Here is a 22,001-nt window from a genome sequence, read left to right on the forward strand (position 1 = left end):
TGATATGGCTTTCAAAAGCCATACCCCTACCCCGCTATTTAAGGCTATCACGGCCAATACGACAGAGTTGGTCTCTGTCAGTGCTCTTGACAAACTCGTCGATAACCTATTACTTTCAGCTTATGTGCCCGCCAGCGTTGTTATTGACCAGGACCTGGAGATCATCCAGTTTCGCGGCATAACTGCTCCCTTTTTACAGCATGGCCCAGGCAAAGCAAGTCTGAACCTGACTAAAATGGCGCACCCAGGGCTGGTATTTGAACTGCGAAACATGGTACACAAAGCACGAAAATCGGCAGCATCCGCAAAAAAAAATAGATTGGAGATCACCTATCTGAACAAGCCAATTTATGTCAATATTGAAGCAGTACCCATTACCCGGTATTTGGAGCTAATGGCGACATCGTTGATTTTAAAACATCGATATTCAACGACAAAGCACTGGCGCTTACAGGGCAAAGCGGCGAACACACGCTGGAAAAAACCTTACTTGAGTCCTACCAAAATTTTGCAGAAACAGGACTTTTTGATCTGTATGTCCATGTGCTGCAATCCGGAGAAACCGCCTACCATGAAATTACAGGCCTTGTGTCAGAAAACCAGACACTTGCTTTTCTGATCACATGCCAGATCGATCAGACTGGCATCGTTGTTACGGTGCTGGACATTTCTTTGCGTAAAGATGCAGAAATCAAACTGACAGAAGTCGCTACAAGTTTGCAGGCAGTTATTGACAGCTCACCGGCATAGATCGCCTTCTTTAAAGCGATCCACACAAATATGGAAGTGCCCATCGATTTTACCTTGATCGTTTGCAATCAGAAATTTTCCAGCGAATTCAGAAAGCCGGATTCAGAACTTATCGGCATCTTGGCATCCAGTCTGTTCCCAGCAGAGCGCTGCCAGCAAATGAGACGAGTATACTTGACCAGAGAAGTCTTCTATTAGGAAGTGATGCTTGATGGCCAGCCTAAGTGGATAGCTACATCAAATACCCGGCATGATCATGGCATAGCCGCCACCGAACTGGACATTACTGAGCTGAAACAGGCAATTTTTCAGCAGCAAACCCTAATGCATCCACTGCAGGGTTCGAGTGAGATGGTTGAGTCGCTGGCCGTGATGAAGGAATATGTACAAAGCCGGGGTGCGTTTTTAAGATCCTCTTTCCATGATCTTCGCGGCAGCTTTGGTATCATTGTCGGGGCGGCTTCGCTTCTGAATATGATGGATACTAAAAAAGAACGCGAAAAGGTGTTGGACATGATCCAGCGCAATTTGGCGGGCGTGTCACACATGATGAACCAGATGCTGGATTATTCCAGACTGGAATCAGGCGAAGAGAAATTTCAAAACGAACTTTTTGATGCAGGCTCTTTACGAACAGAATTATGCGAAGGATCCACGCAGTCCGACCAAAAAAAGGATCTTTACTTACATTTTGAAGGGCCCTTATATCTACAAGTGGAAGGCGACCATGTCAAGGTCCGCCGCATTGCACAAAATTTAATCTTGAACGCTGTAAAATATACTGTTCAGGGAGGAGTGACTGTCTTGTGGCAGGTCTCTGATGCCGGTGATCATGAAGACGGATCCTGGCATTTTATTGTTTCCGATACGGGTCCAGGCATTGCCAAAGAACTTATTTCCAAACTCAATGACCTGCCGGCCGAAAATCTGGATATTGGTATTCCGGATCAATATAGCGGCGAAATAAAGAACAATAATGAAAGCCACCCAGAAGGGATAGGGCTTTTTATTGTGAAACGTTTATGCGAGCTTCTGAAAGCACAAATGAATGTGACTAGCAGCTAGAATGCCTGCACAACATTTCGCATCGTTTTTCCGGTGTCGTACGTAACTCACTGACGTCGGAGATTAAAAATCGCGAGGCTTACCGGTTAGTTATTTGGGCTACGTGCTGTTTCTTTTCAGACGAACAGACCTACTCGATACATAACCAGCTTCGATATCGTAGTCGAATATTAGTTTGCTCAGACAGCCAGAGAGATAAACTTAAAATAAACAATTCTTACCCAGTTTCACGGTAGGTGTGGAGTTTTTGGACGCGTTGTGCATCTGATTCCGTGGCAGATTGACCATTACCTTCGTATTACTGGAATAAATTATTATCAATTATTTACTTATACTAGTCAACTCCACCGGAAACTACCTGTTTTCAATTTCCGAATAGGGCTGATCAATGGCTTCGAATCCCTACATAGTGAAAAGACTACGGATATCATTAGCAGAGACAATGTATTGATTATTCAGGTAATAGAGCATTTTTAAAGCGGTGGCATGTCGACTTTGATATGGCAAAATGGCTTTTCAAGTGATACACGAAAAAGCATATGACCTTGTGGAACTGGATCTTCAATTGCCCGAATGAGATGGTTACGATGCAGCTTCACAAATCAGAGGATTGCCAATATTATACTACCAAACATCGCCGATGACAGCTTAAACAGCGTCAGCCACAGAGGAGGTAATAAATTTGACCTTCGCCGCCCAAATAAATGATTTTATAACAAGACCATTTATTCCCGCTAACTTCATCAAAAAGATCACAAGATTTTGGAAAGAACCAGCGCGCAATAACTTGCCCCCTTGTGCTAATAATTATTGTAACGACCTGTCCGGCTTAAACTGGTGTGGTCAACCAACTCAAAAAGAAGCTTTGCCTCGTGCATCTGATCGTGAACAGCCCCAATTTTAACTGGCCTGAAAATGCATAGCCCAAAGCCAATTATTTACCAACGATGAATATTCGTTGATGTGCGTGTGCTCAGTAAAAATAGCATAGTTACATCTTTCAGTCACTGCCAATCCGTGCTCATCACATACTATATCTGTTTACCTACAAACCTGAGTTCGATTTTAAAATAGAGTAATTTGGTTTGTATTAATTGTTTCGAATTTAATGGCAGGCTTTTTCGGGAAGAAACAATAAGCGATCAATCCAGATATTAGATTGGTTATAAAATTCCCAAAGGAACGATGTCTTGAATGCTCAACTTGACACATATTCTTTAATTCGTCGTTGACCGTTTCGATAACTGATCGCTTCCTGAGCAGAATTTTATCTCTTAATTCCATTAGGCAGTTTTTCATTTTGTTTCTTATGCCCGTGATCAACTGTATTCCGTCAACAAAAAGAATTTGAGATAGTTGTTGAGAAATATATCCTTTGTCACCATAAAGTTTACCTGTTACAACTTCGACAAACTTCTCATTTTTAAGAGGTTGTCGATCGTCCACCTTCGCTTGGGTGATTATAAAATTTAAAATTTCACCTTTGTCATTAATGATTAGGTGAAGTTTAAATCCGTAAAACGGGGACGCCCAGTCCACCCCATTGTTGATTTGCCAACTGTGGCGATATCTTTGAATACCTTATCGCGTTTGATTCGTTTATTTTCACATACTCTTATCGGCGTAGAATCAATATAGGATATCCCGGTACATTTACCTAGGCAACACGATTTTAAGAATATAGTCATCGGAAAAACAGCAGACTGCATCAATTCTGTAAAGCGATTATACGAAACAGTCTCCGGAAACTCATTTTGCAAGTGTTGCTTCACATAAAACATAAAAAAATGCTTCATATCGCGAAATCCACCCGTATGGAAGAGGATCATAATTGTGATTACCTCGCTGTCAGACATGCGGGGCTTGCGTTTTAGAGGATTACCTATGAGTTTTGAGCCAATTCCTGCTTTGAAATTAATACAAAACTCGTCTACTAAATAGAAAATTTCAGTAACTTTATCTTTGGTAAGATTCATGATTATTTCTGTTATATATTTGAATGTGAGATACTTAAATATATGAAAAATATCGAATCTTACCAATTTTAAACCCTAGTTTTTCTCCCAAATATTAATCGAACTCAGGTTACAAGCTATGAAATAATAAAAAAATCCGGGCTTTAAGCTATTGCAACATCTCCTATTTCGTAGTTATCAAATGTTTGAAATGAGAATTGCTCCTCGATCCTAGTGCCGGCACCTGAATTTAAGACATCGCGATTTGTTCTTGCCAAGGCTAAATTGAACTGATAAACAAAATGCTTATTATGCAGATATAAAATACATAAATCGGATCCGTTACCGTTGAAATTTCGGATTTGGATGAGTTCCGACAATCGGCTAAAACCCAAACCTGTTCCAAGAAGGAGGCTGGCTTCAAATACAAATGAAGAAAAGATTATAGACCAGCTACGAACTTTATAGATCAAAAAATGCAATGTATACCAAAGTAACTGATTGCCAAGACTATATTTAGATTTGAGTTCGAAAAGAACAAGCAAGAAGAGAATCTAACAAGTAAAAAGTTCGGATCAGAAGACTACTGATTGCGTAGAAACTTTACCATCATCAGATCTTGCTCTGACAAACTTAATGATATTACCAATAACTTTTTAACGCGGGTCAATTTCTTACAGATGATATGTCACAGTCTCCACGTTGTACGGGTCCGTCGATTCGCATTCTGAGATAAGCAACTAAATTTGTAAATCATATATATTTTCAAATGCAAATAGTAAACACAAACACCCTACTATTTCGATTTGCACGCGATAATTTTATAAGAAATTATTAGAATAATATTGAGTTTTTATTGAATAACGCTAATTTTGATTGTATTGAATCAACAGCGGCGGGAACCAGATAGATTCGCTGAGATGAAAAATATACTTAAAGAAACAAGCACATTGGAAATGTTTGAATATCTGATTCGTTGGCTACTAAACTAATTCGCAGATAATATATTTATGGATTTAAAATCAATAAAACGTTTAACTCATAATTAATCAATCCTGTGACAACAAATTCAATACCGTTTTGGACGGTCAGAACAGGATTTGCCAAGCAAGATCGCCTTTTATATTATAATTAGGTTATTAAACAGATAGTTAAGGTATGTCAGTTTCAAGCAAAAATGATTCCGAACTATGGGAACTTCTAATTTCCGGCGATGAGCAAGGCTACTCGGCTCTATTTAAAAAATACTATCAAACCCTGGTCAGCTACGGAAAGTCATTAACATCTCAACACAATATCGTCGCGGACTGCGTTCAGGATGTTTTTATAGAGGTTTGGATGTATAGAAAAGGTTTGACAGTTCCTTCATCCGTAAAAGCCTATCTGTTATCCGGAGTTCGTAAACGGATCGCCCGGTGTATTGAACGGGAGCGTATTTTCAATAATACTGTTGAAATTACCGAAATTGACTTTGCCCTGGTTTTCACAGTGCTAGATGACATGATCCAAGACGAAGAAACCAGAAATCAGGTCCTGACTTTAAATAAGCTACTCAATCAACTGCCCGCCAGACAGAAGGAAGCACTCTATCTTAGATATCACCAAGGGCTCAGCATTGAACAAATTGCAGCGCTTATGCAGGTGAACACCCAGTCTGCTTCCAACCTGGTGCATAGAGGCATTAAGTATCTTCGGAGTTTCTGGAATCATGAATTTCAGATTCCACTAATTCTGCTGATTAAATTTATTTAATTTTTTTAACAAAAACTTACACATTACTGAGTATCGTTTTGAAATATTGTCCTCTCCGGTATGAAAGCTTATTTTTATGCAGAGAGACAAGTACAATTCCGTTGATCATTTTCTATCTGATCCCAGTTTTACAGAATGGGTGAGAACCGGTGCAGACAATCCTAACTGGATCCAATGGCTAGGTGCCAATCCTGAAAAAAACCAAATTGCATTGGAAGCCAGACATATCCTGCTGGCCATAGGATTACCCAACATAGAACAGAACCCGGCTGCCACAGGCTCGGCACTCGATCAAAGCTGGAGCAAAATTCAGAATCTTCAGAAAAATGCCAGAATTAAAACCCGGTCACTCTGGTGGCAGGCTGCTGCTGCTGCGCTCATACTGATAACACTAGGGGTTGCCTGGTATACCGGGCATCCAAATGCCGCTTTGGACGCAGAGTCCACTTTGACTTTGGCGGTAAAAAACAAAATTGAGCATCGGAACACTACAAAAAAAAACCAGCTCATTAATCTAACCGACGGAAGTTCTATCATTCTGCATCCCGGAGGAACGTTAACCTATCCGGAATTTTTCGATTCGACCAGCAGGGCAGTTTATCTTTCCGGAGAAGCCTTCTTCGAAATAAGTAAAAATCCCGGCTGGCCATTTATCGTATATACAGGCGATGTTATCACCCGGGTGGTTGGAACCAGCTTTCTGATTAAAGCCATGGAGAATCAACCTACCGTGGACGTTTTTGTGAAAACTGGAAAAGTAAATGTCAAACAGGTCTACCCTGTCAATTCCAGAATAATACAGGATTCTATATCGCTCCTACCCAATGAATCCATAAGTTTTGTAAAAGATCAGAATGCGTTCCTCAAAAAGAATATTTTACAACCGGCCAAGACAGTTTTCGATCAATATTCCTTTGAATTTAATGACGCTCCCGTCGAGAATATTCTCATGGCTATCGAAGGAGCCTATGGCCTGAAAGTTATATATCCGAAAGACGTGCTAAAAGATTGTTACCTATCAACATCCTTATCTGATCAACCCCTGCGCGAAAAGCTTAAAATTATCTGTGAAAGCTTGGGATCTAACTCAACCTACCAGCTCGAAGAAAACCGAATTATTATCAATTCAACAGGATGTAACTAAACTGCTATGCCAATGATTTAAACCTTATATGAAAAAGGTGCCGGATATGCTGTCACATATCCGGCACATGCAACATTTGACACCGGATTCGGCTATCCAGTGATAAAAGAGTATTGTCCAATTTTTCCAACCAATTGAAACAACAACTATCAAATTTATGAAAAAAAAATTATCCGGCAATGTGTTACTGTACCATTTTGTGATGAGATCTGTACATCAAATATTAATAGCGCTCTGGCTTAGTCAACTTATTATGGCAGCGCCAATTTCGGGCCAAAATATCCTGGAACGAAAGGTTAACGTTTTAGCGCCAAAAGTAACCCTGACCAAAGCTCTTAAGCAAATTGAAAAGCAGGCCGACGTAAAATTTTCTTACAACTCCCGCTTACTCCCTTTACAAACTGAGGTGTCCGTCGATGTAGCTGACAAAGCACTTTCTACTGTTCTTGATGAGCTGCTTTTACCCTTAGGCGTCTCCTACAAGCAGGTAAGTAATCACATCGTTCTTCGCAACGCGGCAATTTTACCTGGTGAGGAGTCTTATGATAATGAAGAGCTCGACCACGATTCGTTTGCTGAACAGCCTGTTCTGGTTGAGAGGGTCATTAAAGGTCAGGTGACCGATGACAAGGGGCAGCCACTGCCGGGAGTCAGCATTGTCATCAGAGGTACCCAGAGAGGAACCATTACAGACAGGGACGGTTTATATAATTTATCAATCCCGGACGGAAATCAGACCGTCGCTTTCTCATTTGTAGGTTACTTGACCCAGCAGCTGATCGTACCACCCAAAAGGACGATACTAGATATCGTGCTTCAGATAGACGAAAAGTCTTTGGAAGAGATGGTTGTAGTAGGCTATGGAACGCAGAGAAAAGGAGATCTTACCGGTTCAATTTCATCCATATCGTCTGACGTTTTTGACAAGTCAGTTGTAACTACGCTAGACCAAGCCCTACAGGGCCGTGTCGCAGGCTTACAGGTATCTCCGAATTCGGGCGTTCCCGGAGGAGGAACCTCCATTCAGATTCGTGGTGTAAACTCCATTAACAGCACCAATGAACCTTTGTATATCATTGACGGCGTAATTATTAGCGGACAGACGGGGAATAACGACGTTAACGTACTTTCAAATATCAATACAGCCGATATAGAGAGCGTTCAGGTACTCAAGGACGCCTCCGCAACAGCAATTTACGGAGCTCAAGGCGCCAATGGAGTGATCATTATCAGTATGAAGAAAGGCAAAGAGGCCAAACCGTCTATTAATTTCAATTCAAAATTCGGCTTTCAAAAAATGTCCAAACAGATCGATATGATGAACCTGCGGGAATATGCCCAACATCATAACGACTTTTCGGACGTTCTGGGCTATGGCAGACGGCAGGATTTCAGTTATCCCGAGGTACTTGGAGAGGGTACAAACTGGCAAGATGAACTTTATATAACTGCTCCTATGCAAACCTATGATATATCGGTCCGTGGTGGAAGTAACGGCTCGACCTATTCAGTTTCTGCGGGATACATGAATCAAAATGGCATTGTGTATGGGGCAGGATATCAGCGCAAAACATTGCGGATAAGTTCGGATAACACCGTCCGTCCATGGCTAAAAATGGGCGCCACGGTAAGTACAGCTTACGTAACGCAGCAAACGGCTGTGTCATCTTGGGGTGTTGTGGGCAGTGCCTTGTTTCAGACTCCTGCTATACCAGTTCGTAATCCGGATGGGTCTTTCGGCGGACCAACAACTGAGTTCGACGCTAACCAACTTGGATTTTCCAATCCCGTCGCCATCGCTCAACTCAACCAGCGAAACAGACATGATCTTAGCGGAAGAGGGAACCTTTACTTAACCGCACAATTAAATAAGCATTTTAACCTTCGTACTGAATTCAGTGGTGATGGCAATATTGATAATTACCAGCAGTTTCTTCCCGCCTTTCAGTTTGGTGAATCTATCAAGGCTAACACAGAGAATGCCCATGAAAAGAAATTCAGAGTCTATTGGGGTTGGAGGAACATGTTGAATTTTGAAAAAAACATCGGAATGAAACACCGGATATCCGCCATGATTGCACACGAAGTAATTTCAGAAAAAATCGATTTTCTCAGGGGGGAGCGTCAATATGGCTCCAACGAGCTGACCGGCCTTGGGGCCGGGGACGCCAATTATGCTTTGAACAATGGATGGGGAAGTGTCATGCGTCGTGTGTCCGTATTTGGAAGAGCCACTTACAATTATGATGATAGATATCTTTTTACCGGTACGGTCAGGCGGGATGGATCCCAAAACTTTGCGAAAGGAAATCAATGGGGGACTTTTCCTTCGGCGGCATTCGCCTGGAGAATATCAGAGGAGCGCTTTTTTGAACCTTCCAAAAGGCTCGTTAACGATCTGAAGTTGAGGCTCAGTTATGGAATTGTCGGTAATTCGAATATCAGTGCTTTTGCCTATGAGAGCAACTTGCTAAATACCCCAACCAACAACTGGGGAACTGCTTTGCAAACAGCTAATATTTCCAACAGAAATTTAACGTGGGAAACTACAAAATCCTGGAATACGGGTGTGGACTTGAGCTTTTTCAAAAAACGTATTGAATTAGTATTTGATGCATACATCAAAAAAACGGACGACCTGCTGCTTCGACTAAGCCTGCCCGCTTTTACAGGTACCTCCGACCTTCCCGGCTCCGCAGAGGCACCCTGGTACAACATTGGCGCTATTGAGAACAAGGGTTTTGAATTTTCATTAAACACAGTCAATGTCAGAAAATCGAACTTCTCATGGCAATCCAGCCTGATATTCACCCTGAACCGGAATAAAGTAACCCGGATGAATACCGAGACTGCTGACATTCCGATCTATGACAATTCCAACGGTAAAAATATTATTACCCGAACAATGGCCGGAGCACCGGTCAGTCAGTTTTACGGATACAAGCAGATAGGGCGGATTAATTCAGCATCCGATTTTCTGGTGGACAATGGGGATGGTACAAGTACAGTGAAGACTCCCACATTTAAATATAACGTCGGGACTATTCTTCGAAACAACGACCCGACATTGATCACTTCAACCTATATCGGCGACCTGCTTTTTGCTGATGCAAATGGCGACGGAATTGTTAATGAAAAAGACATCGTAAAAATTGGCAATCCATTCCCCAGGTACACTTTTGGATTCACAAACAGCATCACCCATGGCAATTTCGATGCTTCCATATTTATAAATGGCACCATCGATGCCGATGTTTTCAATATTTTACGGAGCCGTTCCGATGATCCGCGGAGTACATCTAATGTGCGTAAAGTTGTGGCCAATTATGCAAAACTCGGCTACCTCAACGACGATCCTACAACACAGGATATATGGAACGTATACGTCCTTCCAGGCGCCGATCCAAATCTGGGGCGCATGTCGGTGCAAAACACAAATAACAGCATTTTCAGTGATCGTTTCGTTGAGAATGCCTCCTTTATCAGGATTCAAAATGTTTCTTTTGGCTACCGGGTACCGAAGAAACTTGTTTCCAGATTAGGTATGGGGAGTTTACGCTTCTACGCAAATCTGCAAAACATTTTCGTGTTTTCGAATTACACCGGATACGACCCAGAGGTGGGATCATACAGCGGACAAAGTATGCTTCGCTATGGGGTTGATAATGGCAAGGTGCCCACTCCCCGTATCTACACGGTTGGCTTCGATGTTAATTTTTAAATCAAAACGAGATGAAAATAAAAAATATAATAGCGTATATAGTTGGTTTGTTAAGCCTGGTAAGCACCACTGCGTGCGAAGATTTCCTCCACGTTACCTCAGATACACAGAAGCAGGTCGGCAACTCCTTCAAAACTATTGAGGATCTGAGGGCGACGACGGCATTCTTATATACCAAACCCTGGAACAAATTTAACGAACACGCCCGTATTATAACCGACGGAAGAGGAAACAATGTCTATATTGACGGTGTTACCGGCACGATATCTGCCTTGGCTTTATTCGCCGAAAACTCCAATTTTAATGAGCTTTTTCAGACCTGGGGAGCATTGTATGTAGTTGTGACACAGGCTGATTACATCGTCAACGATTATGTACCGTTGGCAATATCCAATGGAGTGAGTGAGGCAGGGGCAAAAGCGTGCGAAGGAGAAGCCCGGTTCATGCGGGCAGCAGCATACTGGTACCTGGCTATGCTATGGCATGACGTACCTATTGTTGATGATCCCAAATCAATGGTACTCAATACGATCATTGCCCCCAACCCATTTGAGGATGTTTTGCAATATGCAATCAATGATCTGAAACTTGCATCTGAAACATTACCTGCCACAGACACTAAGGGAAGGCTTACCAAATACAGCGCAAAAGCCTTGCTGGCACGCATTTCAATGACGGCCGCAAATTATGCCATGGGTAACCGGTTTTCAGCCGATTATCTTGCGCGGAATAATACTGGCAGTAACGCTGCAATGGCCCAGCACTATTTCGAGCAGGTGAAAGACTTGACCCAGAGTGTCATCTCTGAATCCCAATACGAAATATTGGAAGACTATGAAGATTTGTTCAAGACACAAAACAACAATAACCAGGAAGTACTGTTCGGTCTGCAGTTCCTGCCCGGTGTTGTTGAGTACGGCTTGGGTAATCCACTCAATAACCTGGCATATGACCGGACAGTTACAGACAATATTGGAGGAGGAAGTGGGCTGTTTGCTTCTTACGATCTGCTTCGGCTGTATCTAAAGGACGGAGCCCTGTCCAGACTAAGGGGTAATGTTTGTATTCCTGGTCAAAATTATGCTTACCTGGGAACGCACCTTCCCGCAGGTAGCTGGACCGTTCCGTCCAACGCGAAAACCAAATGCAACTTAAAAAAATACGTAGTCGGCAGCACAAAAGATACTGACGGAGCCGCTGTTCAGGGTAACTCAGGATTAGTCCCAGCAATGCTAAGAATGTCTGAGGTCTATCTGATGTACGCAGAAGCAGCACTTGGAACAAATAATGTCACAAGCGATCCGATGGCACTCGAATACTACAACAAAGTCAGAAAACGGGCCTTTCGCCTGAACCAGAGCGATTTTACGCCTAACACCTCGCTGACACGGAACCAGCTTTTCAATGAAAGACGCGTGGAGTTCTTCTTTGAAGCACTATACTGGCCCGACTTGGTACGAAGGTCTTTTTATGATATGGATTGGGTCCTGAATTTTCTAAACAATAAATTAAAGGATAGCGACCCTACTACCGAATTTACCAATTATGCCTCCTATGCCTATACCTTTGACCCTCCGAAATATCCAAATGCTGGTGGATGGGACAATTCTCCTCGCATGCAAGCTGGATATATATCCCAGGCAGTTGTTCACAATGTCCCGGAGGGATCATACGTACATGCGGTCGGTTCCAAATCAAATATCTGGTGTCTACCGTATCCGGCTGCTGAGTCGTCGGGTAATCCTGAGCTAAATTCAGCACCTGTAAAGTATCAATTCTGAACCTGTTTCGAAAATGAAAAGAGATATTAAAATAGAGCGAAGCCATTTCCTGCTTACATGCCTATTCGTTTTTTGTTCAGTATTACTCTGCTGTGAGAAAGACGATGTAGGAAAAACCATACGGATCAACAGCGTATGGATGAATCAATATGACTCTGAAAATGAACAAATCACATCCAGCTTTCTAAACGTTTGGGTCCGCCTGGAGGGATCTGGCTTCACTGATTTGCTGGAACTATACTGCAACGGTGTAAGGGTTTCCTTCTCACCTGTGAACGTAACAGATAACTATGTCGTATTCCGAATACCGGGCGATTTACCTGTCGGAGGTGATGTTGCTGACCAAAGTGCGCTTAATGTTATTCGAATACGTACTAAAAATGGAGAAGCGACATACCCCGACTTTGTTTTCAGAGACCAGAACAAGATACCTGCTATATCGGGGGTATCTTCAACAATGCCCTTCGCCGGTGATATAGTTACTGTCAAAGGAATCAACTTGCAGAATGCAACTGCCGCCTATTTCCCTGGCGATATCGAGGCCTCCATTACTGCGAAGACCGATACAACCGTGACACTGGTTGTACCTGGAAGCGTTAACCGGGACCTTAGCGGTAGGATCCGTTTGGTTATCGATGGGGACGACTATTCTTCTCCCCCGTTTTTGTTTTACGAACAGGGAATTTTTATGCGCACTACAACACAGTCGGACGTACCCATGTCGGGTGGAACCGGCTACCTGACCTATTCAGGTGACGCTGTCAAAACCCAGACTGGACTAGCCAATAATCCGGAAAATGTAATTGCGATACCTGCAAACCCAAAAGATATGGCACTGGGAACCGGCAATGATGATAAAGGTAATACCGGTTGGTTACGCTTCGCAATGGTGAATGCGCTGAGGGCAGTAATCAATAATCCTGGCAACGATATAAAAGGATCCACACAGATGAATAACCTGGCGATCCAATTTGAGCTATATATGAACCAACCATGGAAATCTGGTGTGCTATCATACCGGATGAACTTAAGTAATGGAGGCGCAAGCTCGTGGACCTGCTATAATTTTGGGTGGTGGGCGGAAAAAGGGTCTCCATACGACTTCAACAACCAGTGGCAAACTGTTACAATCCCTTTATCCTACTACAAGGCCAATAGTACTGGCGGTTCCCTGGGTACATTGGATAGTTACCTGCTGGAAAATACAACCACTAATTCCGCGTTGGCTTTTGTAAATTTCTTTCAGGGATACCAGTCGCTGCCACTCACCAGATTTCAGTTGTTTGTTGCAAATCTGAGAATAGTTCCAATGAACGACAACCTGTAAATTTGCTATTGCGTACTTGACTATCAAATTCTGAAAAGCAATAAATATCAAGGAATTCCTTCTAGGAAAATCGATTCTGCCCGAAAAAATGAAGCAGAGTCGATTTTTCCTAAATTGATACCGATTACTGGGATAGCGAACTCGATTTATTGTGAGTTAAATAAAAAGAATGATGATGTGATATTTTCGAACAATCTCTGCCAGTACGTCCTCTGTGAGACAGAAATCTGCCTTTTTCAAGTGCTTTTTAGAAAATGCTCAAAACCTCTATCAAGCGAGTTTCTGGGGATTTACCGCGTTCAACTTAACGGATCCAGGTTTTTCGTCTGATAAACTTTTTTAGTAATTTTTTGAATTCGGGTTTTTCATTTTCCCTAAAAGTTCACAGGAATATTCTGGCTATATTCTTGCCAACATCCTGATCACAGGCGCTTTACCGTGGTGAAAATTACCTTACTTTAAAACTACCTCTTCTTGCCGCAGGTAGCTAATGGTCATTCCTTAAAGCAGGACTCAATTTCTTCCTTAAAAAAGAAAATCAATATTCTTCAGACCACCTGACAGGTAGCGCCACTGATATTCGAGCTGTTCTTTATAGAATTCTTCAAAAATAATTTTACCTGCGGGATTCAGTTCGGTGATCAAATGTCGTGCGAACAAAGCCCATACCCAAGACGATTCATTAGCAAAGATCAAAGCAATACAATCGTATCTTTCATTCCTAGGAATAGTATCCTCGAAAACTCCTACGCTATATTCAATTGATACTTTTTTATTGCACGCTAACAGCAGTGCTTTCTTTTTGCAACCTTACTGGAATCAAACGCGGTGATATTCTAAACTTCCTGACACTGCAAATAAAGCACTTACCTCACCTCCGGGAGCGCAAAATCAAATTTCCGGGTATGAGTAAGCTCAAATTTTGCTTAAATCAATCTAATCTTACGCCGATCCGTTACTGATGCCAATTGTCAAAGCCTCTTTTGGCCCCTTTATAGAAAATACGGAGCCATCGGCCAACACAATTAGGAAATTATGATCACCTCATTTCAATCCGAATTGACAAGTATAAATGACGGACTGTAGCTACGTAACTTATGAATAAAAAAGATTGATTAGCAACCATTGACCTTCTGGCGATGTCATCTGCAGTGCATACATCTTGATCAATATTGAGCATGGCTGGCAGGTAGGATACTTTTAAACTGTGGCCAGTCAGATTTAATATTTTGATTTAGCCATAGGTTTAGATGTTTAGGAAGATTAAAAATTAATCGTTGCCAATCGTCTCCATTTTTTCAAACGCATTCGTGTTTCAAATTGCACACATGTAAATATTACAATTACTGAAAATTAGCTTACTAACCGATAAGGGTTAAGTACCAAAGGAAGGTAATTTTCTCGTCGTAAAGCGCTAATCACTCAAAATCACGAAAGTGATATTAATGTATGTAACGCGCTTTCCTCAATAATTATACTTCTCGCTTGCAGCTTATCTAATGATTTAGATATACGGTAAAAATTTTATTCTGAAAGCCTTTAAAATTTATCCCTTTGAAGGGAATCCCGGTATGCCTTTGGAGAAACGCCAGCTTTTCTTTTAAAGAACTTCCCGAAGGACGACTGATCAGTGAAATTCAAAAAATCCGCAGTTCTGGCTATGTTATTTTCCGGATCGTTTAAAAGAAATCTTGCTTCATGCATAATGATATCTCCAATCAAATCGCTTGCATTTCTACCAGTAATTTCTTTAACTGTCTCTGTCAGATACTTTGCTGTAAGGCTCAACATATTAGCATATGCACCAACACTTTTATGCATTTTAAAATGTTTTTGTGAAAGCAGTACAAACTCCATGACCAGTTTTTCTTTTCTGGAAAGATAGGTGTTGGCAGGCGTTGAATATACTGCGCTAAGTCCAGCAATTTCATAAAGAAAAATCTGAAAGGACGTATGCAATAATTCATTACCAAAAGGGTGAGTGTTCGCCCTAAGCGTACGACGCTCGAGCTCATGCATTAGTGTTAAGACCATATTGGCGGCAGCATCATCCAGCTGCCAGCATGGGAAAAATTTCGTGGAAAAATAATCGAATAGCTCTACCTTAACATTTGGAATCCCGATCCGGTGAAAAAAGTCACTGGTAAAACTTATCATGGATACAGCCGCATCATCGCTGGCATCGACAAATTGCCTCAGCGCATTGGGTGGCATAATTACAAATCCATTTACAGGAGTATAGTATTTCTTAAAATTAATATTAAAAGTCACGTTGCCAGCTGTAACCATACAAATACTAATATAGTCTGATCTGAAATATTCACTGATGAAGTGTTCTTTCTTCACTGCCACATTGGACTTAACAGAAAAACCCCTTACATTACTTTCATTATTAATCAGTTCGATAAATTCTTGATGACTAATATATTGTACTTTCTCGGAGTTCACCATAATAAAAGTTCTTTAAACAGTTTCTTCTTTAAAACCGGTAATTATAATATCCAGGATCATAGGTCAGTTAATCACCTGTTAAATTTGCCTCTTAAAATAGATACGTATTTTGCTTAGTTGAGATCTCTCCTAATCTCCATATGCGGGTTTAGCAGAATTTGCTGAAAAACCTGGCTTCCCCAAACGGTTAACACTCGTATCTGTTTCGGATTTTGCATATTCCTTAAATTTACTCTGCCCAAGTTAAATTTACGAATATGACGCCACTCAATCATAATAAATTAAAGTCATAAGATATCTGATCAACTTTTCAAATCACAGAATCTCAAATTCATAGAATACCACGTTGTTCGTGCAGCTTGAAAGATGCAGCTTAAAATCATAAAGTTCAACAAACTTCGGCAGCTAAGGAATACACGTGGAACAATTTACAGAATAGAATTTTCAGTTTTGATAAATAAAATTTCACAGGACCTATTAATGATTCACCCAAATTCACATTCGGCAAATAAAAGCATTTAAAGATTACCGCAGCAGATTATTATCATTATTTACTGCATTTCAACACCTTGCTATTGGTTAACCGGCTATATTGAAACGTTATTGCTCATCCTGATTTTCAGTCGCGAATAAAATGGACTTGCAAGAAATCAATGTTTGCCGGTTGGTGACCACAAGGTAGTTTCCACAATCATCCTGATCCAAATCTTCTATCCATTCCCCCGCAGAAACTCCGGGCTTGAAAACCGCTATTTTATCCATTAAAATTTCAGACAGTGGCGTATCCAAAAAGTTGCAAATTTCCCTGCGCTGCTCAGTATAACCCCCAACTATGTGGCAGCGCAAATTGAACTGTCCTGCTTCAAAGACTGCAAACAGGGCGGCAGGACCCGATCCGATGATACACAAATCTGTACTGATCATAGTGACTGAATGTTTAATTGATGTTAGACCGCTACCAAAAGTTTTTTGTAATTATGCTTTTTAGCGTAAATAATTCATGGGCCCTTACAAGAATATTGCCAAGCTTAATCTTGTCCCAGGAGTTAATCAGATAATCATAGATTTGAGCCTTTTCCTCTGCATTCTCATCTTCATAAACCGAAACAAGAAGGCGTGTGCAATTCGCATGCGAATCCATGGTGGATGCCAGAAAATCCACTCCATCCATCAATCCCACATACCTACAGCAAATAATAATTTCAACCAGCTCCTTTTCCAGAACAAAACGCGCTTCTTTTACTGAGCTGACTGAGATTATTTTATAGCCTTTTCCAAAAAAGGCAATGAAGGATATCAGGTTATGGATCTCATAATCCAGATATAATATTACCGGCTTGGTTTTCAGACTAACTGACATAATATTATAGCTCAGAAACGCCTATGGCCTTTTTATAGGCCGCTTCGTTGACTTTATATTCGACTTTTGCATCTATGACGTTGCTGTAAGCCTGCTGCCACAGCGTTTGGGCTTCCAAAACATCCTGCCCCGTAACAGTTCCTGCCTTAAAGCGATCGTTATTCAGGCGAAGATTTTCATCTGCCTGCTGCACAGAAATTTGGGAAAGATCGACTCTTCTGGCTGACTGATTCAATTGAAAATAAGCATTCTGCGCTTCCAGTTGTATCAATTCACGGGTCTGCTCCATTTGCATTTGCTGCGCGTTGCTCTTGAAAGTCTGCTCTTTAACCTTACTCGCCCGTTCTCCCCAGTCCCAGATTGGAATACTTACACTTACAAAGCCCAGATATGACGAAAGGACATTGTTCCCGTTTTCAAAATTCATCTTGGGCCCTATGCCCGTAAATCCGCTGGCAAGGAATCCAACTGTCGGCTTAAAATCTGCCTTCAAAAGCTTCTGCTGCAATTGCTGGGATTCTAATGCTCTTTTTAATAACCGTATCTCGGAGCGCTGTTCTGCGGCATTCAGATAATTTTCGCCGGACATTTGGTTGAATGCTCCAACCACTGAATCCGCAAGGGTAATATCCGCGTTTCCCGGCATACCGATTGTTTGAGCGAGGTTAAGTTTTGACATTATAAGGCCGTCTTTTACCTTCCTTAAATTAAGCTCTGCTTCATTGAGCTGAACCTGAACCCTGAGCATATCATTTTTATAGATCATACCCGCGTCAAAGGAATTTGTCAGCTGCACCAGTAATGATTCGAGCAAAGACTTGAACTTGGTTGCGAGTGTAATCTTCTCGCTTACACTGGCAAGCTGCCAGTAAGCTTGCCGCACGTTGAATAGCACTTCTGACTCGGTAACCGCTTTTTGCTCTTCATAAATCTCGATTCCTTTATCCGCTGACTGTTTGCCCAGTTTTATTTTTCCTGCTGCATAGATGGACTGTTTAACTGTAACAGCCGGACTAACTCCGTATTCAGGAAGTAGTGTGTTAAGAGGCTTTCCGAAATAAAATCCGGTAACAGACCCATCTATCATCGGCTTATCAGCACCATTAAACCCTTTACGAGCTGCTTTGGCTGCCTGGATATTCAGCTCGGCTGCTTTTAACCTTTTATTTTGTGTCAAAGCCATCTGCTGCGCCTGAGACAGGGAGATATTGTTTTGTGCGTACGCGCCTTCTGAATACAGAATTATACCAAGTAAAGACACAACAATGACCTTTAACTTATCAGGATATTTTCTCATTTTATGAGGTACAATTTTTGATGTAATAAATTTTCATTAGTCCATTTCCATGACAGTTGCACAGTTATCAAATTGTAAGTGGCAAAACAGCCACTTACAATGCTGCAATACCTACTATACTAACACCCATCATGAAAAGACATATTTATATTTTGCTGCCGAAGGAATCTGTTTCAAAAAAATTAATGTGGCGACGAAATTGTTCGCCACATTAATTATGAACTACATATTCCAATTGTTCAATTTTTAAGCATGAGACGGTTTATACTGAATATGCTCGCTTGCTGGTGCAGGCATTTCAGGTTCAGGCATTGGTTTTATAAATCTGTAATATAAAACCGGTACGATGAAAAGGGTCAGGATCATCGAAACGATAAGACCAAAGGCAAGCACACTTCCCAGCGGTGCCCACATGGGCGATTTACTAACAATCATTGGAATAACGCCTACGGCTGCCGCAGCAGATGTTAGGAAAATGGGCCGCATTCTTCTTTTGGCGGCAGCAAGCGCGGCTGCTTTGATCGTGTAACCATGGTCAAGAACAAGTTCGTCTGCATAGTCGACCAGGATAATCCCGTTACGCACCACAATACCGATCAAACTGATAATTCCCATGAAAGCAAAGAACCCCATTGCGTTACCCGTAACATAAAGTCCTAAAAAAGCACCCAACAAACTCAGCGGGAAAGTTGCAAGTATGATCAGCGTTTTTCCTAGATTTTTGAACTGAAAAAGCAATGTCAAAAAGATCAGTATCAAACTTACGCCAAGTGAGACGCCCATTCCTGGTGCATTTTCCTGACCTGATTCTAAATCTCCTCCATAGCCTATTCGTATTCCTTCCGGTAATTCCAGTTTTTCTATTTCAGGGATGGCCTTTGCCATGATTGTGCCCGGTTTAATTCCGAGCTGCGCTTCTGACAATACTGTGAGCGTTCTTAACCCATTACGATGCGCCATATTTCCGGTGTGCCAGGCCGGAACAAGTTCTGCCACCTCTTTCAAAGGTACTTTTCCACCATAAAGTGTACTTAGATAAAGATTATCCAGATTGGCAAAATCCTTTCGGCTGGCATCGTCAAGTCGCATGAAAATATCGATTGGTTTATCGCCCTCCCACATAGTAGAAACAGAATATCCCTTCAAACCTGCACCAAGTGTTTGGGTGATGACCTGGCTGGAAACGCCAAGCCGACTGGCTACATCATCCTTAATTTTAACACTAACACCCATGTAATCCTGCTCATAATCATCTCTTACCCAGTTGGTACCGTCCTGTTTTTCAAGAATATCCTTAATCTGACCCGCTATCTTTTTCTGGTCGTTCAGATTGTTTCCTATCACACGGACCTCAATCGGCGAGCCGGCTTGTATACTCAATTGTTTGATACGAAGGTGTCCGTCAGGGATCAGCCCATCAAACTTTTCAAGATATTCTTTCACCATCTCATTGGTAGCTTCTGGATTGGTTGTGGTAATGAAGATCTGCGCAAAATTCCTTCTGGGTGTTTCAGGAGCGTAAGAAAACTGAAAACGTGGTGAGCTTGTCCCAACAAAACTGGATAATCCAAGAACTCTTTTATCCTGTTTTAATATATTCTCAACTTTCTTCACCACAGATTCCGTAGTCAAAAGAGACGTTCCACTTGGTAGCCAAACTTCTACGTTGAACTGGTTACGCTCCGAGTTTGGGAAAAATTGCTGCTCCACATTGGCCGCAGTCGCAAAAGCGACCAGGACGGAAAGCACGGCAGCGGCCATGGTCATTCTCGGCCAGCGGAAACAAAATTCCACACCGATGTTAAACGCATTTTGCAGGTAATCCAAAAGTGTCTTTTTAACAGGCCGATCACTCACCTGGTGTTTCAATCCCTTTTTGATAAATACATAACACATGTATGGCGTCAGAAGAAGGGCGACCAGCATGGAGGCGATTAAAGCAACGGCAATTGTAAGAGGTAAAGCTGCAATAAAATCTTTTGCGACGCCATCCAGAAAAAGCGCAAGGGGGGCAAAAGCAAAAATAATGGCTAGCGTAGCAGTGAAAATCGGAAGCGAAAGCTGCGTGGCTGACTGCCAGGCTGCGGTCCAGGGCGTCACACCTTCATCAAGCTTTTCAAGATAGTTGTCTACCACCACTATGGCATTATCAACGACCATTCCCAGAACAATAATTAAAGCGGCAAGGGTCACCTGATGTAGCTCAATACCGATGATATTAATAACACCAAATGTTATCGCGATCGAGATGGGCGCGGCAACCGAGGCGATGGACGCCACCCGGAATGGGAGTAGAAACATCACAACCAGAATTACGGCAAGGATAGCAATTCCAAACTCCACCATGAAATGCGAGATACTGTCCCCCACCACTTTAGGTTGGTCTACAATTGTAGTAACCTTGACATCCTCAGGAAATGCAGATTGAATTTCCTTAATTCTTGCCTGCACCAAATTACCAAACTTGACAATATTATTTCCTGGCTGCATTTCGATGCTTAGCATCATAACTTTGTCCTCACCTATTCGTATATACGAAGACACTTCTTCATAACGCCTCTCAATCTGAGCAACATCCTTTAACCTTACCACAGTTCCTGCCGGATCACTATAAACGATCTGGTTTGCTATATCCGCTTCGGTCCTGTACTGACTGTTTGCAAAGATGGGAACATTGTTATCCGCAATGGTCAGCTCCCCTGAGTAGCCGGTAACGTTTTGTAATTGCAGTGCCCTTGCCAGCACACTCACATCAAAGCCATATTGACGTAATTTATTATTGTCTACCTTAATGTAGATCTGCTGCTTTTGTCCTCCGTTTCGGTTGATTTTTGATATAGTCGGGATCGTTTTCAAGCCATCTTCCAAATCGTCAAGATATTTTTCGATCTCCGAATAGCTGCGTTGAGAAGAAGAAACCGTAATCATCTGCGCGACCACATCTCCAAAATTACTATTCACAATAGGCCCTAAAACTCCCTGAGGAAGCACTGAACGCATATTCATGTTTAATCCATGCTGCAGAGTAGCCCAGAATTTCTTGCGGTCCTTGACATTAGTGTTCAATTCCACGGTTATAAATACCTGACCATCTTTGGTAGAAGACTTGGTTTTTTCCTTTCTTACTTCTTCAAAAGAAAAAAGATACTGTTCAATTTTGTTAGTTACCTGCTGTTCCATCTGCAACTCATCCGCACCCGGATAAAATGCCATGACCATCGCCATAGGCATATCAATTTTAGGATCCTCGCTGCGTGGCATATTCAACAGCGCGTTGATCCCGAGCACGACCAGAAGTACAGTGACCAAAATCGTCACCTGCTTATACTTCATGGCCGATTCAACAAAGTTCATTTTATGCTTTTCCATTTAATATTGTGAATTTGGGATAATAGATT

General features: G+C 41.8%; 13 protein-coding genes and 1 pseudogene. 8 read left to right on the top strand and 6 right to left on the bottom strand.

The annotated features are described in order from the left end of the window. Positions 1-4 precede the first annotated feature (4 nt). The 3 genes from AC1XUO_RS09590 (at position 5) to AC1XUO_RS09600 (ending at position 1,815) form a co-directional block, all read left to right on the top strand. Positions 5-619, top strand: coding sequence for a hypothetical protein (locus tag AC1XUO_RS09590; protein WP_483329552.1), 615 nt, complete (start codon positions 5-7; stop codon positions 617-619). Next, entirely contained in the window at positions 589-750 is a 162-nt protein-coding gene (locus AC1XUO_RS09595; RefSeq protein WP_483329553.1) for a hypothetical protein, read from the top strand. Before AC1XUO_RS09590 ends, AC1XUO_RS09595 begins: the two co-directional genes overlap by 31 nt. A 204-nt stretch (positions 751-954) precedes the next feature. Further along, complete coding sequence (locus AC1XUO_RS09600; RefSeq protein ID WP_483329554.1) at positions 955-1,815, top strand: sensor histidine kinase; 861 nt, start codon at positions 955-957, stop codon at positions 1,813-1,815. Between the two features lie 1,065 nt (positions 1,816-2,880). Here AC1XUO_RS09600 and AC1XUO_RS09605 read toward each other — a convergent pair. After that, positions 2,881-3,791 (bottom strand): annotated as a pseudogene (locus AC1XUO_RS09605) (IS982 family transposase). Between the two features lie 1,137 nt (positions 3,792-4,928). Here AC1XUO_RS09605 and AC1XUO_RS09610 point away from each other — a divergent pair. From AC1XUO_RS09610 to AC1XUO_RS09630, 5 genes are all read left to right on the top strand, one after another. Continuing rightward, positions 4,929-5,522 (top strand): RNA polymerase sigma factor, encoded by a 594-nt coding sequence (locus AC1XUO_RS09610; RefSeq protein WP_483329555.1) that lies wholly within the window; start codon positions 4,929-4,931, stop codon positions 5,520-5,522. A 76-nt stretch (positions 5,523-5,598) separates the two neighbouring features. Further along, the gene (locus tag AC1XUO_RS09615; RefSeq protein ID WP_483329556.1) at positions 5,599-6,666 is read left to right on the top strand and encodes a FecR family protein; all 1,068 of its coding nucleotides are present in this window, start codon (positions 5,599-5,601) and stop codon (positions 6,664-6,666) included. Between the two features lie 253 nt (positions 6,667-6,919). After that, positions 6,920-10,387: a TonB-dependent receptor gene (locus AC1XUO_RS09620; protein ID WP_483329557.1), complete on the top strand. Its 3,468-nt coding sequence runs from the start codon at positions 6,920-6,922 to the stop codon at positions 10,385-10,387. Between the two features lie 11 nt (positions 10,388-10,398). Then, positions 10,399-12,168 carry a RagB/SusD family nutrient uptake outer membrane protein gene (locus AC1XUO_RS09625; protein ID WP_483329558.1) on the top strand — a complete coding sequence of 590 codons (1,770 nt, stop codon included), beginning with the start codon at positions 10,399-10,401 and terminating at the stop codon, positions 12,166-12,168. Between the two features lie 13 nt (positions 12,169-12,181). Further along, the gene (locus tag AC1XUO_RS09630; RefSeq protein WP_483329559.1) at positions 12,182-13,495 is read left to right on the top strand and encodes a glycan-binding surface protein; all 1,314 of its coding nucleotides are present in this window, start codon (positions 12,182-12,184) and stop codon (positions 13,493-13,495) included. Between the two features lie 1,539 nt (positions 13,496-15,034). Here the strand turns inward: AC1XUO_RS09630 and AC1XUO_RS09635 are convergent. From AC1XUO_RS09635 to AC1XUO_RS09655, 5 genes are all read right to left on the bottom strand, one after another. After that, entirely contained in the window at positions 15,035-15,946 is a 912-nt protein-coding gene (locus tag AC1XUO_RS09635; RefSeq protein WP_483329560.1) for a helix-turn-helix domain-containing protein, read from the bottom strand. Positions 15,947-16,546: 600 nt separating this feature from the next. After that, complete coding sequence (locus AC1XUO_RS09640) at positions 16,547-16,870, bottom strand: hypothetical protein (protein WP_483329561.1); 324 nt, start codon at positions 16,868-16,870, stop codon at positions 16,547-16,549. A gap of 31 nt (positions 16,871-16,901) precedes the next feature. Next, complete coding sequence (locus AC1XUO_RS09645) at positions 16,902-17,306, bottom strand: response regulator (RefSeq protein WP_483329562.1); 405 nt, start codon at positions 17,304-17,306, stop codon at positions 16,902-16,904. A gap of 4 nt (positions 17,307-17,310) precedes the next feature. Then, positions 17,311-18,603, bottom strand: a complete 1,293-nt coding sequence (locus AC1XUO_RS09650) for a TolC family protein (protein ID WP_483329563.1) — start codon at positions 18,601-18,603, stop codon at positions 17,311-17,313. 246 nt (positions 18,604-18,849) lie between these two features. Beyond that, positions 18,850-21,972: an efflux RND transporter permease subunit gene (locus AC1XUO_RS09655; protein ID WP_483329564.1), complete on the bottom strand. Its 3,123-nt coding sequence runs from the start codon at positions 21,970-21,972 to the stop codon at positions 18,850-18,852. Positions 21,973-22,001: the final 29 nt, after the last annotated feature.

Source organism: Dyadobacter sp. HNCC25DJ186 (assembly GCF_056895235.1).

Bases quoted from the DNA above. Each gene is read 5' to 3' on its own strand.
- AC1XUO_RS09590 (WP_483329552.1), top strand. From the start codon at position 5: ATGGCTTTCAAAAGCCATACCCCTACCCCGCTATTTAAGGCTATCACG.
- AC1XUO_RS09615 (WP_483329556.1), top strand. From the start codon at position 5,599: ATGCAGAGAGACAAGTACAATTCCGTTGATCATTTTCTATCTGATCCC.
- AC1XUO_RS09640 (WP_483329561.1), bottom strand. From the start codon at position 16,870: ATGATCAGTACAGATTTGTGTATCATCGGATCGGGTCCTGCCGCCCTG.
- AC1XUO_RS09650 (WP_483329563.1), bottom strand. From the start codon at position 18,603: ATGAGAAAATATCCTGATAAGTTAAAGGTCATTGTTGTGTCTTTACTT.
- AC1XUO_RS09610 (WP_483329555.1), top strand. From the start codon at position 4,929: ATGTCAGTTTCAAGCAAAAATGATTCCGAACTATGGGAACTTCTAATT.
- AC1XUO_RS09635 (WP_483329560.1), bottom strand. From the start codon at position 15,946: ATGGTGAACTCCGAGAAAGTACAATATATTAGTCATCAAGAATTTATC.
- AC1XUO_RS09655 (WP_483329564.1), bottom strand. From the start codon at position 21,972: ATGGAAAAGCATAAAATGAACTTTGTTGAATCGGCCATGAAGTATAAG.
- AC1XUO_RS09600 (WP_483329554.1), top strand. From the start codon at position 955: ATGCTTGATGGCCAGCCTAAGTGGATAGCTACATCAAATACCCGGCAT.
- AC1XUO_RS09625 (WP_483329558.1), top strand. From the start codon at position 10,399: ATGAAAATAAAAAATATAATAGCGTATATAGTTGGTTTGTTAAGCCTG.
- AC1XUO_RS09620 (WP_483329557.1), top strand. From the start codon at position 6,920: ATGGCAGCGCCAATTTCGGGCCAAAATATCCTGGAACGAAAGGTTAAC.
- AC1XUO_RS09630 (WP_483329559.1), top strand. From the start codon at position 12,182: ATGAAAAGAGATATTAAAATAGAGCGAAGCCATTTCCTGCTTACATGC.
- AC1XUO_RS09645 (WP_483329562.1), bottom strand. From the start codon at position 17,306: ATGTCAGTTAGTCTGAAAACCAAGCCGGTAATATTATATCTGGATTAT.